The organism is Ensifer sp. VA4 (assembly GCF_055710065.1).
Genome location: NZ_JBVQPO010000004.1, coordinates 222,030 through 235,730 on the forward strand (window position 1 = coordinate 222,030; position 13,701 = coordinate 235,730).

Below are 13,701 nucleotides of genomic sequence, written 5' to 3' on the forward strand. Positions count from 1 at the left end.
CGCCTTTCGGCGTCCCGGCTCCAATGTTTTACGGCCTGTCGACCGCGGCCGATCAGGCGGCCAGGTCGCGCAGAACGGTCTGCAGGATGCCGCCATTGTTGACGTAGGTCACTTCGTCCAGCGTATCGATGCGGCAGATCAGCGGAACTTCCTTCACGCTGCCGTCGCCATAGGTGATCTTGGCAACGCGCTTCTCGCGCGGCTGGACATTGGCGAGGTTGTCGATGGTGACGACTTCATCACCCTTGAGGCCCAGCGATTCCCAGGTCGTGCCCTCTTCGAAGACGAAGGGGATGACGCCCATGCCGACGAGGTTCGAGCGGTGGATACGCTCGAAGGACTGCGCGATGACGGCCTTGACGCCCAGCAGGTTGGTGCCCTTCGCGGCCCAGTCACGCGACGAGCCGTTGCCGTATTCGACGCCGGCGAAGATGACGAGCGGAACGCCCTCTTCCTTGTACTGCATGGCCGCGTCGTAGATCGACATCTCTTCCTTCGACGGATAGTGGATTGTGTAGCCACCTTCCTTGCCATTCGGGCCGAGCATGTGGTTGCGGATGCGGATGTTGGCAAACGTGCCGCGCATCATCACCTCATGGTTGCCGCGGCGCGTACCGTACTGGTTGAAGTCGGCAACGCCGACGCCATGACCGATGAGGTAGGAGCCAGCCGGCGAAGCGGCCTTGATCGAACCGGCCGGGGAGATGTGGTCGGTGGTGATCTTGTCGCCGAAGAGACCGAGAACGCGAGCGCCCTTGATGTCGGAGATGCCGGAGCCGGCCTTGCCCATGCCGACGAAGTACGGCGGGTTCTGCACATAGGTCGAACCCTCGTCCCATGCGTAGGTCTGCCCGGCCGGAACCTGAACGGCCTGCCAGTTTTCGTCGCCCTTGAAGACGTCCGCGTACTTCGTCGCGTAGAGCTCGCGGGTGACGTACTTGAAGATGAACTCCTGGATTTCCTTCGAGGTCGGCCAGATGTCCTTGAGGAAGACCGGCGTGCCGTCCTTATCCTCGCCGATCGGCTCCTTGGTCAGGTCCTTCTGCACGGAGCCCGCGAGCGCGTAGGCGACGACGAGCGGCGGCGAAGCGAGGTAGTTCGCCTGAACGTCAGGAGAGATGCGGCCTTCGAAGTTGCGGTTGCCCGAGAGAACGCCGGCGGCGATCAGGCCCTTGTCGTTGATCGTCTTCGAGATCGGACCCGGCAGCGGTCCGGAGTTGCCGATGCAGGTCGTGCAGCCGAAGCCGACGAGGTTGAAGCCGAGCGCATCGAGGTCCTTCTGCAGGCCGGACTTGGCGAGGTATTCGCCGACGACCTGCGATCCCGGTGCCAGCGAGGTCTTGACCCAGGGCTTGGACTTCAGGCCCTTGGCAACCGCGTTGCGGGCGAGCAGGCCAGCTGCGATCAGCACCGACGGGTTGGAGGTGTTGGTGCATGAGGTGATCGCGGCGATCGCGACATCGCCATGGCCGAGGTCGTAATCCGTGCCTTCGACGGCATAACGGTTCGAAAGCTGGCCGGGCTTCTTGTAGTCGTTTTCGAGCGCGGTGGCGAAACCGGAGGCGATGCTTTCGAGCGCGATGCGGCCTTCCGGACGCTTCGGGCCGGCCATCGACGGAACGACGTCGCCGAGGTCGAGTTCGAGCGTGTCGGTGAAGACGAGATCGGCGCCGTCGCCTTCGCGCCACATGCCTTGCGCCTTGGAGTAGGCTTCGACCAGCGCGATGCGCTGTTCTTCACGGCCGGACATGGTGAGGTAGTTGATGGTTTCGCTGTCGACCGGGAAGAAGCCGCAGGTCGCGCCGTATTCCGGACCCATGTTGCCGATGGTCGCACGGTCGGCGAGCGTCATGTTGTCGAGGCCCGGGCCGAAGAATTCGACGAACTTCGAAACCACGCCCTTCTTGCGCAGCATCTGAACGACCATGAGCACGAGGTCGGTGGCGGTGACGCCCTCTTTCAGCTTGCCGGTCAGCTTGAAGCCGATGACTTCCGGCAGCAGCATGGAGACCGGCTGGCCGAGCATTGCGGCTTCAGCCTCGATACCGCCAACGCCCCAGCCGAGAACGCCGAGGCCGTTGATCATGGTGGTGTGGCTGTCGGTGCCGACGCAGGTATCCGGGTAGGCGGTGATTTCGCCGTCTTCTTCGCGGGTCCAGACCGTCTGGCCCAGATACTCCAGATTGACCTGGTGACAGATGCCGGTGCCGGGCGGAACGACGCGGAAGTTCTTGAACGCCTGCTGGCCCCACTTCAGGAAGCGGTAGCGCTCGCCGTTGCGCTGGTATTCGAGTTCGACGTTGCGGGCAAAGGCGGTCGCCGTGCCGAATTCGTCGACGATGACCGAGTGGTCGATGACGAGGTCGACGGGAACGAGCGGGTTGATCTTCTCCGGGTCGCCGCCGAGCGAGACCATGGCGTCGCGCATGGCAGCGAGGTCGACGACGGCGGGAACGCCGGTGAAGTCCTGCATCAGCACGCGGGCCGGACGATAGGCGATTTCGTTTTCAGCCGTGCCCTTGTCGTTGAGCCAGGCGGCAACGTTCTCGATGTCCTTCTTGGTGACGGAACGGCCGTCTTCGTTGCGCAGCAGGTTCTCGAGCAGAACCTTCATCGAGTAGGGGAGCCTGGACACGCCGGCGAGACCGTTCGCCTCAGCCTTGGGCAGGCTGTAATAGACGTAGTCCACACCGTTGACGGTGAGCGTGGAGCGACAATTGAAGCTGTCTAGGGATTTGGACACTGGATAATACCCCGTTCCGTCTGATCGCCAAAAACTGACGTACGAACGCCCGAGCGCCTGTGAAGCGCAAATTGGGATGCGGGTGCGGCCATTTCCGCTGTCCGCACGTGGAAATTCATTCCATGTTCGGCGCTAGGATGAAATTCACGCCGACCGCTGGCGTGTTGGCCGCCTTATAGATAATTTCTCCAAAACGTGCCAGAGCAACGAAGGTTCAATTGGAACTTTTTTTGCTGTGCGGAACACGCGCGAAGGGAAGACAGATATTCATGCGCCTGCTGGCTGAAGGTTTGAGTGCGAAGCGCGGCGATGATCTGATTTTTAACGATATTTCCTTTGCGCTTGATACCGGCGAAGCCCTTGTCGTGACGGGTCCGAACGGCTCGGGCAAGTCCACTTTGCTCCGGGTTCTGGCAGGTTTGCTGAGGCCCGAACGCGGGCACTTGAAACTTGAGAATGGCCCCCCGGAAATAGCCAGTCCCGCAGAGGTCAGCCACTATCTCGGTCATCGCAACGCGATGAAGCGCGAACTGACCGTCGCAGAAAATCTTTCCTTTTGGCAGCGTTTCATGAGCGATTCGCCCGGCGGCAAGGGCCTCGCTCTCCATGAGGCCGTCGAGGCGGTCGGTCTGCCTGACATAGCACACCTGCCCTTCGGCTACCTCTCGGCCGGCCAGCAGCGCCGCATGGCGATGGCGAAGCTGCTCGTCGCCTACCGCCCTATCTGGATTCTCGACGAGCCGACGGCCGCGCTCGATGCCGGCGCCGACCGGCTGTTTGCAGACCTGGTGAAGGCGCATCTCGGCAAGGGCGGCATCGTCGTGGCGGCGACGCATCAGCCGCTCGGGCTCGACCAAACGAAAGGGCTGCACATGAAGGGCTTCGAGCATCTGACGGGAGGGCTCTGGCATGATGCATAGGCGCATGATGCATGAAGGCCTGTCCGCGCTCGCTGCCGCGAGACTGGCGGCATGATGGCGCTCTTCCTCCGCGATCTGAAGCTGTCGATCCGTGCCGGCGGTGGCGCTATGATCGGCGTACTCTTCTTCATGACCGTGGTGGCGGTCATTCCCTTCGGCGTCGGCCCGGACCTGAACCTGCTTGCGCGCATCGGCCCGGCGATCCTCTGGATCGGCGCGCTGCTTGCCTCGCTGCTCGGCCTCGACCGCCTGTTCCAGGCGGAACGGGACGACGGTTCCCTCGATCTGATGCTGATGCAGGAGACGCCGCTGCTCTTCACCGTCTTCGTCAAATGCGCGGCCCATTGGGCGGCGACCGGCCTGCCGCTGGTGATCGCTTCGCCTTTGCTCGGCCTCTTCATGAACATGAGCGAGATTGCGATCGGCGCCACCATGCTGACGCTTCTGATCGGCACGCCGGCGATCACCTTCATCGGCGCGGTCGGCGCGGCCGTCGCCGTGTCGCTGCCGCGCGGCGGGCTGCTCGTTTCGATCCTGGTGCTGCCGCTGGCGATCCCGGTTCTGATCTTCGGCGTCAGCGCGGTCTATGCGGCGATCGAGGATCCGGCGCCGTTCCTGCCGCCCTTGATGATCCTCGCGGCGATCACCCTGTTCTTCGCCGTCATCGGTCCAGTTGCCGCCGCAGCCGCACTTCGGCACGCGTCCGATTGACGCAACCGGAACGGATCGGCTGAAACTGTTTGCGGTTTTCCATCGCACTCGGCGCTAAGTCATTCAGATCGATCGCGTTTATGATTGGCGGCCCAAACTGATCGTGATCGGCCGATTGACGGGGATCAATTGCAGCAGAGGGGCTTAAGCGCTAAAGAGCCATCATGAGCGAAAACAGCCTGGCCATCCGCAAATTCAGTGACCTCGCCAACCCGACACGGTTCCTGGCGTTGGCCGACCGTCTGCTGCCTTGGCTTGCCGGCCTGACGGCGCTGTTCTTCGTCGCCGGCCTCTGGCTTTCCTTCACCACCGAAGGTGACTACCAGCAGGGCGAGACAGTGCGCATCATGTATGTGCACGTGCCCGCCGCCTGGTTGTCGATGATGTGTTATTCGGTGATGGCCTTGGCAGCCCTCGGCACGCTCGTCTGGCGCCATCCGCTCGCCGACGTCTCCTCGCGTGCGGCGGCGCCGATCGGGGCCTGTTTCACCTTCCTGGCGCTCGTCACCGGTTCGCTCTGGGGCAAGCCGATGTGGGGCACCTGGTGGGTGTGGGACGCGCGGCTCACTTCGGTCTTCGTGCTGTTCCTGATGTATCTGGGGCTGATGGCGCTCAACCGCGCGATCGACGATCCGGCACGCTCTTCCAAGGTTTCCGCGGTGCTGGTGCTGGTCGGCTTCGTCAACATCCCGATCATCAAGTTCTCGGTCGAATGGTGGAACACGCTGCATCAGCCGGCGAGCGTCATGCGGCTCGACGGGCCGACGATCGATCCGGAGTTCCTGTGGCCGCTGATCGCGATGGCAATCGCCTTCACGCTTCTCTTCTTCACGCTGCACATCGCCGCCATGCGCAACGAAATCCTGCGCCGGCGCGTCACTGCGCTGCGCCGTCTGGCGGCGCGCAGCGCCGGCAGGGGAGCCCGCACGAAATGATGAGCCACGCCGTTTACGTCTTTACGAGCTATGGAATAGCGACGCTGACCGTCCTCGGCCTGATTGCCTGGGTCGTGCTCGATGGGCGCGCGCGTCGGCGTGAGCTCGCCGAGCTGGAAGCGTCCGGCATTCGCCGGCGCTCGGCCGAAGCGGCATCGGGAGAGACACGATGACCAGCACCCCTGCGCCCGGCGGCGAAGAGCGCAAACCCGGCCCCTTGCGTTTCGTGCTCGCGGCACTGCCGCTCATCATCTTCGCCGGGCTTGCGGCGATCTTCTGGAGCCAGCTCAATTCCGGCAAGGATGTGAGCGAGATCCCGTCGGCACTGATCGGCACCAAGGCGCCGAAGCTCGACCTGCCGGCGCTCGAAGGGGCGACCCGCGACGGCCAGCCGATGCCGGCGCTGACCGATGCTGCGATCAAGGGCAAGCTGACGCTCGTCAACGTCTGGGCCTCCTGGTGCGTGCCCTGCCGTCAGGAGCATCCCTTCATTCTGGAACTGTCCAAGGATCCGCGGCTCACCGTCGTCGGTATCAACTACAAGGACCAGAACGAGAACGCCCTGCGCTTCCTCGGCGAACTCGGCAACCCCTTCGCCGCAATCGGCGTCGACCCGCGCGGCAAGGCGGCGATCGATTGGGGTGTCTACGGCATCCCGGAATCCTACCTCGTCGGACCGGATGGTACGATCCTCTACAAGCGCGTCGGTCCGTTCGACGAGAACAGCGTCAAGACCGGCCTGCTGCCGGCGATCGAGAAGGTCGCGGCAGCGGGATGAGCAACTGTGTTTTTCAGCCTAGTCTAGCGTGGGGCTCCATGGGCGGGCGTCGCGCAGCATGGCACTGAGAATGGTGAGGATTTTGCGGGCGACGGCGATGAGCGCGACCTTCGGCTTCTTGCCGCCGGCAAGAAGCCGCTGGTGGAAGACCTTGAGGACCGGATTTGAGCGGCAGGCGGTCAGGGCCGCCATATAGAGCACGCCGCGCACCTCGGCCCGGCCGCCCCAGATGCTGCGGCGGCCGCGGAAGATGCCGGTATCGTGGTCGTAGGGTGCCAGACCGGCAAGCGCAGCGATCTCTCGCCTGGACGCCTGGCCGAGCTCCGGGGCGAGCGCCAGCAGGGTGTGGCTGAGCACCGGGCCGGCGCCCCTGAAGGACTGGATCAGCCGATCCTTCTCGGCCAGTCCGGCATCGCTGGCGACGAGCTCGGCCAGCCGCTTGTTAAGCAAGAGAATGTTGGCCTCAATGCCGCGCAGCCGGCGGGCAAAGATGCGCCGGACCACCGGGTCGCGCACCTGCGCGAGTTGGTTTTTCAGGCTGACCTTGTCGTCGCTGAGCTGGCGGCGGGCGCCGACCAGCTCGGCGAGCTGTTCGGTGAGCGGATCGACGCGCATCTCCCGGGTCGGCATGTCGGCGGTGTAGCGGGCGATGACCGCCGCATCGAGACGGTCGTTCTTGGCCAGCCGGCCGAGCGCCCGAGCGAAATGGCGCAGCTTGTGCGGGTTGACGTTCCTGACCGGCAGCCCGGCCTTGCGCAGCGCCTGTTTCACGTCGCGCTCATAGCCGCCGCTCGGCTCTAGGCCAACCGCTCGCACTCGCCGGCCCTTCAACCGCTGCAACAGCTCCGCCCAGCCGATCGCGTCGTTGTCGACGCGAAAGCTCTCGCCCGTCTCCTGAATGGCAACGTCCAGCCACCCCTTGGCGACGTCGATACCGACCACCAGACCCTCTTCTGCCATCTCTTGTCCCTTCCTTGCGGTGCGGGGGCTTGCCCCTTGCAACTGTTCGGGTTCAAAAAGAAGGCGGTCGAGGCCCCAGCTCATCCACGGTTTAGGCTCCTGAGGGGCGACGGGCTCTCGACCGCCACCACGAACGCCAGGCGATCACCTCGCGTCCGTGGTGGCGACACAATCGCTGATTCGCTACACACAAGGGGCGGAGCCGAAGTCTGACGCCCGCCTAAATCCCCGCCTGCCATTCCCTGATGGCATCGAGTGGCCAGGCCAGCATCAGCACGTTGAGCGTGAGATTGTCGCGGATCAGCCAGCCGGTGAAGAGCTCGAAGACGATGGCGACCGTCATCGTCAGCCAGATGGGCATGCGGGCGGCGAACAGGAAGCCGGCGACCATGGCCAGCGTGTCCATGGTGGAATTGAGGACGCTGTCGCCGAAATAGTCGAGCGAGATGGTTGCCGAGCGATAGCGGTTGATCACCATGGGGGTGTTTTCGGCAATCTCCCAGGCGGATTCGATCACCGTCGCCAGGAAGAGCTTTGCCGACAGCGGCTTGCCGCGCAACAGCAGGTGACCGAGACCGTAGAACAGGAAGCCGTGGATGATGTGGGACGGCGTGTACCAGTCGGCGATGTGCTGCGAGTTGCCGCTGGATTTTACCACGGGTTCGAAGAGTTTGATGTAGCCGCACTCGCAGATCCAGAGACGTCCCATCAGATGCTGGGTAATGATCTGGATGATGAGGACCGCAAAACAGGCGACCAGCCAGAGGAGTGCGCGACGGTTGCGGCTGTCATTCTCCTCGATAGCGGTGCTCACTCGGCGTGCTCCTGGTCAAGCGAGTGCTTCATGATCAATGGCATCTGGGCGAGCGTGAACAGAATGGTGATCGGCATCGTGCCCCAGACCTTGAAGGCGACCCAGAAATCGGTCGAGAACGAGCGCCAGACCACCTCATTGAGCATGGCCAGGAACAGGAAGAACAGGCCCCAGCGCAGCGTCAGTTTGCGCCAGCCGGGTTCGTCGAGCTTGAAGGCGGAGTGGAAGACGTAGCCGAGCAGTGACTTGCCGAACAGGAGGCCACCGAGCAGGATCGCGCCGAACAGCGTGTTGACGATCGTCGGCTTCATCTTAATGAAGGTGTCGTTCTGCAGCCAGAGCGTCAGCGCGCCGAAGACGAAGACGACGATGCCCGAGATCAGCGGCATCATCGGCAGCGTGCGGGTGAGCATCCAGGAAACGGCGAGCGCAATTGCGGTCGCGGCCATGAAGAGCCCGGTGGCGATGAAGATCGGACCGCCGAGCTCGGCGAGCGCCGGGAAATGCCCGGCCAGCCATTCGCCGCGCGAATTGGCGAAGAAGAAGACCATCAAAGGCCCAAGCTCCAGCACCATCTTGAGCAACGGGCTGACTTCCTTCTGCGGCTTGGTAGCCTCGATCGTCGACATCTGGGGGTCCTGTTTTCGCATGTGCCTGCTGCTCATAACACCAGCTTTGCGGCAAAACCATATCAAGACGGCGGTCTCACGCAAACGCGCAACGCCTCGTCAGGCGGCAACGCCAGCGATCGCTTCGGCAAAATCCTTGGCCTCGAACGGTTCCAGATCGTCGACGCCTTCGCCGACGCCGATGAAATAGACCGGCAGCTTGTGCTTGGCGGAGATGGCGACGAGGATGCCGCCGCGCGCCGTGCCGTCGAGCTTGGTCATGATCAGGCCGCTGACGCCGGCGACGTTGCGGAAAATCTCGACCTGCTGCAGGGCGTTCTGTCCGGTGGTGGCGTCGAGGGTCTGCAGCACGGTATGCGGCGCATCCGGATCGAGCTTGCCGAGCACGCGGACGATCTTTTCGAGCTCGGCCATCAGCTCCGCCTTGTTCTGCAGGCGGCCGGCGGTGTCGATGATCAAGACGTCGGACTTCTTCTCGCGCGCCTGCTGGAAGGCCTCATAGGCAAGGCCGGCCGCATCGGCGCCGAGCTTGGAGGAAACGATGTCGGACTTGGTGCGCTCCGCCCAGATCTTGAGCTGCTCGATCGCCGCGGCGCGGAAGGTGTCGCCGGCGGCGAGCATGACCTTGAGGCCCGCGCCCGAAAGTTTGGCGGCGAGCTTGCCGATCGTCGTGGTCTTGCCGGTGCCGTTGACGCCGACCACCAGGATGACGTGCGGCTTGTGGCTGAGATCCAGCTCCAGCGGCTTGGCGACGGGCGAAAGAACCTTGGTGATCTCGCCGGCCATGATGCGCGAGACGTCCTCGCCGGAAACATCCTTGCCGTAGCGCTCGGAGGCGAGCGTGTCGGTGATGCGCATCGCCGTCTCGACGCCGAGGTCGGCCTGGATCAACAGGTCCTCGAGATCCTGCAGCGTCGCTTCGTCGAGCTTGCGCTTGGTGAACAGGCTGGCGATCTGGCCGGTGAGCTGCGACGAGGTGCGCGCGAGGCCGCGGCGCAGCCGCTGGTACCAGGTGAGCTTTTCCTTCGGCGCGGCGGCCGGCTCTTCCCTGGGTTTGCGTTCGGCGGCCGAGAAGCCCTTGGGGAGGGCGGGGGTGGAGGCTGTCTCGGCTTCACCTGCCTCGATTTGTGCGACGTCGGCCGTCGTTTCCGCGGCGTCGCTCTTTGTGGTCTCTGAGCTTTCTTGGAGGGCTACGGCTTCACCCCCCTCTGCCCTGCCGGGCATCTCCCCCACAGGGGGGGAGATTGCGCTGGGCTCGCTCTCGGCGTCAGGCACAAGCGTTTCGACTGCCGTGATGTCGCTTGCTTCGGTTTCGGCCTTGCGGGAGGCTACGATGGTTTCTTTGGATTCCGCCGGCTTCTCGGCAGAGATAGTTTCCGCAGCCTCGATGGCTGCAGGCATGTCATTGGAGGTCGACGCGGTCTCCACCTGTTCTCCCCCCTTGTGGGGGAGATGTCCCGAAGGGACAGAGGGGGGTACTGCAGCATCTTCGACGATCGCGGTTTCAATCTCGTCACGCGCCAGCTCTTCGGCGTCATCCGAAGCCGGTCCGCCGGCGGTTTCGATCTCGGCTTCGAGCACCGGATCGTCCTCGGAGAGAGGCAGCGTCTCGATGTCGACAGGCGGTTCGAAGGCGGCCTCGGGGCTTTCCTCGACGATCTCTGCCTCGGCGACAGAGGCGGACGGTTCCACTGCCTCAGCATTTGGCACGGGCTGCCGCTCCGCCTCGGGCGAAGAGACAATCGTCTCGTCAGGCACACCTTCCGGCGGCTTCGTTTCCTCCACCGCGCCCTTGCCGAAGGTGAAGATCCTTTTGATGAAACCCATTGCCATTCAGGAATTCCGCATAAATCAGGCCGCAGCCATCTGTTTTACCTGCATCGTCAGATGCTTGCCATTGTGGCCGGTGATCGTGACCGGGACAAGCGCGCGGGCTTTCAGGCCGGCGGCGTCGACGAGCGTGAAGTTTTCGGTATGGGCGAGCCCGTTGTTCTCGACCAGGATCGTCTGTTCGCTGCCGATCATGCCTTCGAGATGCTGCGCGTAAAGCGTTGCGCCGACGGCGCGCAGGCGGGCGGCGCGATCCTTGACGAGGCCGCGATCGAGCTGCGGCATGCGTGCCGCCGGCGTGCCCGGACGCGGGCTATAGGGGAACACATGCAGATGCGCGATGCCGCAATCCTCAGCGAGCCTCGCAGCATTCTCGAACATCTCCTCGGTCTCCGTCGGGAAACCCGCGATCATGTCGGCGCCGAGGCTGATCTCCGATCGCAGCCGACGGACTTGATCGGCGAAGGCGCGGGCATCGGCGCTCGAATGCCGGCGTTTCATGCGCTTCAGGATCAGGTCGTCGCCATGCTGCAGCGACAGGTGCAGATGCGGCATGAAGCGCGCCTCGTCGGCGATCAGGTCGAAGAGGTGCTTGTCGGCTTCGATTCCGTCGATCGAGGATAGCCGCAGGCGGCGGATCTCCGGCACCTGCTTCAACAGCGTCTTGGCAAGCAGGCCGAGCGTCGGCGTGCCCGGCAGGTCGGCGCCGTAGCTGGTGGCGTCCACACCGGTCAGCACGATCTCGCAGTAGCCTGCCCCGACGAGCTTGCGCGCCTGGTCGACGACGGCACCCATCGGCACGGAGCGGGAATTGCCGCGGCCATAGGGGATGATGCAGAAAGTACAGCGATGGTCGCAGCCGTTCTGCACCTGGATGAAGGCGCGCACGTGGCCGTCGATGTGCTTGACCATCTGCGGTGCCGTGGCGCGCACGCTCATGATGTCGTTGACGCGCAGCTTTTCTTCCGCCGAGACGCCGAAATCGGGCAGGGCGCGATAGGAGGCGCTCTTGAGCTTTTCCTCGTTGCCGAGCACGGCGTCGACCTCGGCCATTCCGGCAAAGGTCTCCTTTTCCGTCTGCGCGGCGCAACCGGTGACGATGATGCGGGCATGCGGATTGTCGCGGCGCGCGCGGCGGATTGCCTGGCGCGCTTGGCGCACCGCCTCGCCGGTGACGGCGCAGGTGTTGACGAGGATGGCGTTGTTCAGCCCCGCCTTCTCGGCTTCCGCCCGCATCACTTCGGATTCGTAGGTATTGAGGCGGCAGCCGAAGGTTATGACCTCGACGCCGCTCAAAGCGCCTGCGCTCCGCTGGCCCCGGTTTCGTCGCGCTGCCAGGTGCCGGTGGAGGGGTTCAGCGTGCCGGACCATTCCCATTCGGCCGGGCCGGTCATTATCACATGATCGTCGCGCTCGCGCCATTCGATCGTCAGCCTAGCCGGAGCAGGGGCGGAAGAGACGTCGATCGTCACCTTTCGGCCGGTGCGACCCGTGCGCGCGGCGCTGACCGCTGCGGCGCAGGCTGCAGAGCCGCAGGCCAGCGTCAGCCCCGCACCCCGTTCCCAGGTGCGGGTGCGCAGCGACGACGGCGAAAGCACCTGTGCCAGCGTGATGTTGGCGCGCTCGGGGAACATCGGATGGTTTTCAAGCAGCGGACCGAAGCGATCGAGATCGAAGGACATCGGATCCTTGTCGACCCAGAAGACCGCGTGCGGATTGCCCATCGACATGGCCGAGGGCGAATGCAGGACGGGATTGTCGATGGGGCCGATCTGCAATTCGATGCGGCTCGTATCGGCGAACTCCTCGGCAAGCGGGATCCTGTTCCAGGCAAAGACCGGCTTGCCCATATCGACCGATATCGTGCCGTCCTCATGCTCCGCGGCATTCAGGATGCCGGCGACGGTCTGGAAGGTGAACGCCTTCTTGCCGGTTTCTGCGGCAAGCGCCTGGACGACGCAGCGCGTGCCGTTGCCGCAGGCCTGGGCCATGGAGCCGTCGCAATTGACGATGTCGATCCAGGCGTCGGTGCCGGTCGCCTTCGGGTCGTGGATCGCCATGATCTGGTCGAAGGCCGTCGCCGGGTCGGCATTGAGCGCGATCGCGGCTGCGGGCGTCACCCGATCCTTCCGGCCGCGCATGTCGACGACGAGGATCTTGTTTCCAAGCCCGTTCATTCTGGCGAATTGCACGTTGTCGGTCATGTGGCGATGGTCCAAACCGGCCTGCATCAAGCGAGGCACCCTTCATTCGGGCTGTATATGGCGGAAAAGCCCGGAAATTACCAGTGCCGCCTTCATTCTCCGGCGGATGCGGCAGCAGGCACGTCGAAGACCTCGCCGGGGCGCAGCGGCCGGAAGCGGGAGCGGGCGATGCCGGCCGCATCGAGCGCCCGTTCCAGCGCAAGCCGCGGCTCATCGACACCCTCATCGGTCAGGCGGAACGTGCCCCAGTGGTGGCCGGCGACGTGGGCGGCGGCACAATCGATCATGCCGCGCACCGCTTCTTCCGGGTTCTGGTGCTGGTCCTGCATGAACCAGCGCGGTTCGTAGGAACCGAAGGGCAGGTTGGCGAGGCGGAAGGCGCCGTGTTTTTCACGGGCGGCCCGATAGTTTATGCCGTCGTGAAAGCCGGTGTCGCCGACATGGTAGATCTTGCCGGCCGGCGTCTCCAGGACGAAGGCGGCCCATAGCGCCATGCGCCGGTCGCGTGAGCCGCGGGCCGACCAGTGGTGGCAGGGTTCCGCGTGAATCACGACGTCGTCGCCGCAATCGACCCGATCGTGCCAGTCGACCACCGTTATTTCGGCATCGGGAACGGCGTGGCGGATGATCGTGTCGTTCCCGAGCGGAGTAATGATCCGGGGCGTGTGCTCTTCGTGAAGCGCAGCCAGGGTTTCGACATCGAGATGGTCGTAATGGTTGTGGGTGACCAGCACGATGTCGATCGGCGGAAGATCGTCGAGCTCGATGCCGGGGGCATTGCGGCGCTGCGGGCCGGCAAAGGCGAAGGGGCTGGCGCGATGCGCCCATACGGGATCGGTGAGGATGTTCGTGCCATGCACCTGAATGAGCAGCGTGGCGTGTCCGACCATCGTTACTCTGAGACGCTCGCCTTCGACGCTGAGTTCGGGCTTCGCCTGTGCGAACGGGCTTGGATAGTGCGTCGGCCACCGCACCTTGCCTCGGCCGAATTGCCAGCGCAGAAGGTCGGGTAGCCCGCGCGGCTCCGTTCCGCCGGGATTGAAGAAGCGCGTTCCGTCGAAATGATCGGAGACGGAGCCCTGATAGTATGGATTTCGGATCTTCATCCCTGGCCTTCCGGCGTGTGTCTTTGTTGCATCAAGTGTCGCGCCGGTCGCGTTCGGTTGAAAGGTCAAAG

13 protein-coding genes are annotated in these 13,701 nt (G+C 64.1%); 5 read left to right on the forward strand and 8 right to left on the reverse strand.

The window, feature by feature from the left end; genetic code table 11:
- Nucleotides 1–52 precede the first annotated feature (52 nt).
- Nucleotides 53–2,743: an aconitate hydratase AcnA gene (gene acnA / locus AC0C6X_RS08195; RefSeq protein ID WP_247959399.1), complete on the reverse strand. Its 2,691-nt coding sequence runs from the start codon at nucleotides 2,741–2,743 to the stop codon at nucleotides 53–55.
- Nucleotides 2,744–3,012: 269 nt separating this feature from the next.
- Here acnA and ccmA point away from each other — a divergent pair, with 269 nt between their 5' ends.
- The 5 genes from ccmA to AC0C6X_RS08220 all read left to right on the forward strand — a co-directional run bounded on the left by ccmA (nucleotide 3,013) and on the right by AC0C6X_RS08220 (nucleotide 6,087).
- Nucleotides 3,013–3,663, forward strand: coding sequence for a heme ABC exporter ATP-binding protein CcmA (ccmA, locus tag AC0C6X_RS08200; RefSeq protein WP_472952513.1), 651 nt, complete (start codon nucleotides 3,013–3,015; stop codon nucleotides 3,661–3,663).
- A 51-nt stretch (nucleotides 3,664–3,714) separates the two neighbouring features.
- Entirely contained in the window at nucleotides 3,715–4,374 is a 660-nt protein-coding gene (gene ccmB / locus AC0C6X_RS08205) for a heme exporter protein CcmB (protein ID WP_472952515.1), read from the forward strand.
- Nucleotides 4,375–4,538: 164 nt separating this feature from the next.
- Nucleotides 4,539–5,309 carry a heme ABC transporter permease gene (locus AC0C6X_RS08210; protein ID WP_247959402.1) on the forward strand — a complete coding sequence of 257 codons (771 nt, stop codon included), beginning with the start codon at nucleotides 4,539–4,541 and terminating at the stop codon, nucleotides 5,307–5,309.
- Nucleotides 5,306–5,482 carry a heme exporter protein CcmD gene (gene ccmD / locus AC0C6X_RS08215; RefSeq protein WP_247959403.1) on the forward strand — a complete coding sequence of 59 codons (177 nt, stop codon included), beginning with the start codon at nucleotides 5,306–5,308 and terminating at the stop codon, nucleotides 5,480–5,482. The genes AC0C6X_RS08210 and ccmD overlap by 4 nt, the downstream gene beginning before the upstream one ends.
- Nucleotides 5,479–6,087 (forward strand): DsbE family thiol:disulfide interchange protein, encoded by a 609-nt coding sequence (locus tag AC0C6X_RS08220; protein WP_472952519.1) that lies wholly within the window; start codon nucleotides 5,479–5,481, stop codon nucleotides 6,085–6,087. Before ccmD ends, AC0C6X_RS08220 begins: the two co-directional genes overlap by 4 nt.
- A gap of 18 nt (nucleotides 6,088–6,105) precedes the next feature.
- Here the strand turns inward: AC0C6X_RS08220 and AC0C6X_RS08225 are convergent, their stop codons facing one another.
- From AC0C6X_RS08225 to AC0C6X_RS08255, 7 genes are all read right to left on the reverse strand, one after another.
- Complete coding sequence (locus tag AC0C6X_RS08225; RefSeq protein ID WP_472952521.1) at nucleotides 6,106–7,047, reverse strand: IS110 family RNA-guided transposase; 942 nt, start codon at nucleotides 7,045–7,047, stop codon at nucleotides 6,106–6,108.
- A 220-nt stretch (nucleotides 7,048–7,267) separates the two neighbouring features.
- A complete protein-coding gene (locus AC0C6X_RS08230) occupies nucleotides 7,268–7,861 on the reverse strand; it encodes a DUF2585 domain-containing protein (RefSeq protein ID WP_472952523.1) in 594 nt (197 codons plus the stop codon).
- On the reverse strand, nucleotides 7,858–8,490 hold the full coding sequence (locus AC0C6X_RS08235; protein WP_472952525.1) for a septation protein A: 633 nt from the start codon (nucleotides 8,488–8,490) through the stop codon (nucleotides 7,858–7,860). Before AC0C6X_RS08235 ends, AC0C6X_RS08230 begins: the two co-directional genes overlap by 4 nt.
- 99 nt (nucleotides 8,491–8,589) lie before the next feature.
- Nucleotides 8,590–10,323: a signal recognition particle-docking protein FtsY gene (gene ftsY, locus AC0C6X_RS08240; protein ID WP_472952526.1), complete on the reverse strand. Its 1,734-nt coding sequence runs from the start codon at nucleotides 10,321–10,323 to the stop codon at nucleotides 8,590–8,592.
- A gap of 18 nt (nucleotides 10,324–10,341) precedes the next feature.
- Nucleotides 10,342–11,616 (reverse strand): tRNA (N(6)-L-threonylcarbamoyladenosine(37)-C(2))-methylthiotransferase MtaB, encoded by a 1,275-nt coding sequence (gene mtaB / locus AC0C6X_RS08245; protein ID WP_247959408.1) that lies wholly within the window; start codon nucleotides 11,614–11,616, stop codon nucleotides 10,342–10,344.
- Nucleotides 11,613–12,524, reverse strand: coding sequence for a diaminopimelate epimerase (gene dapF / locus AC0C6X_RS08250; protein WP_247959409.1), 912 nt, complete (start codon nucleotides 12,522–12,524; stop codon nucleotides 11,613–11,615). The genes mtaB and dapF overlap by 4 nt, the downstream gene beginning before the upstream one ends.
- Before the next feature lie 92 nt (nucleotides 12,525–12,616).
- Nucleotides 12,617–13,630: an MBL fold metallo-hydrolase gene (locus AC0C6X_RS08255; protein ID WP_173517831.1), complete on the reverse strand. Its 1,014-nt coding sequence runs from the start codon at nucleotides 13,628–13,630 to the stop codon at nucleotides 12,617–12,619.
- Between the last annotated feature and the right edge of the window lie 71 nt (nucleotides 13,631–13,701).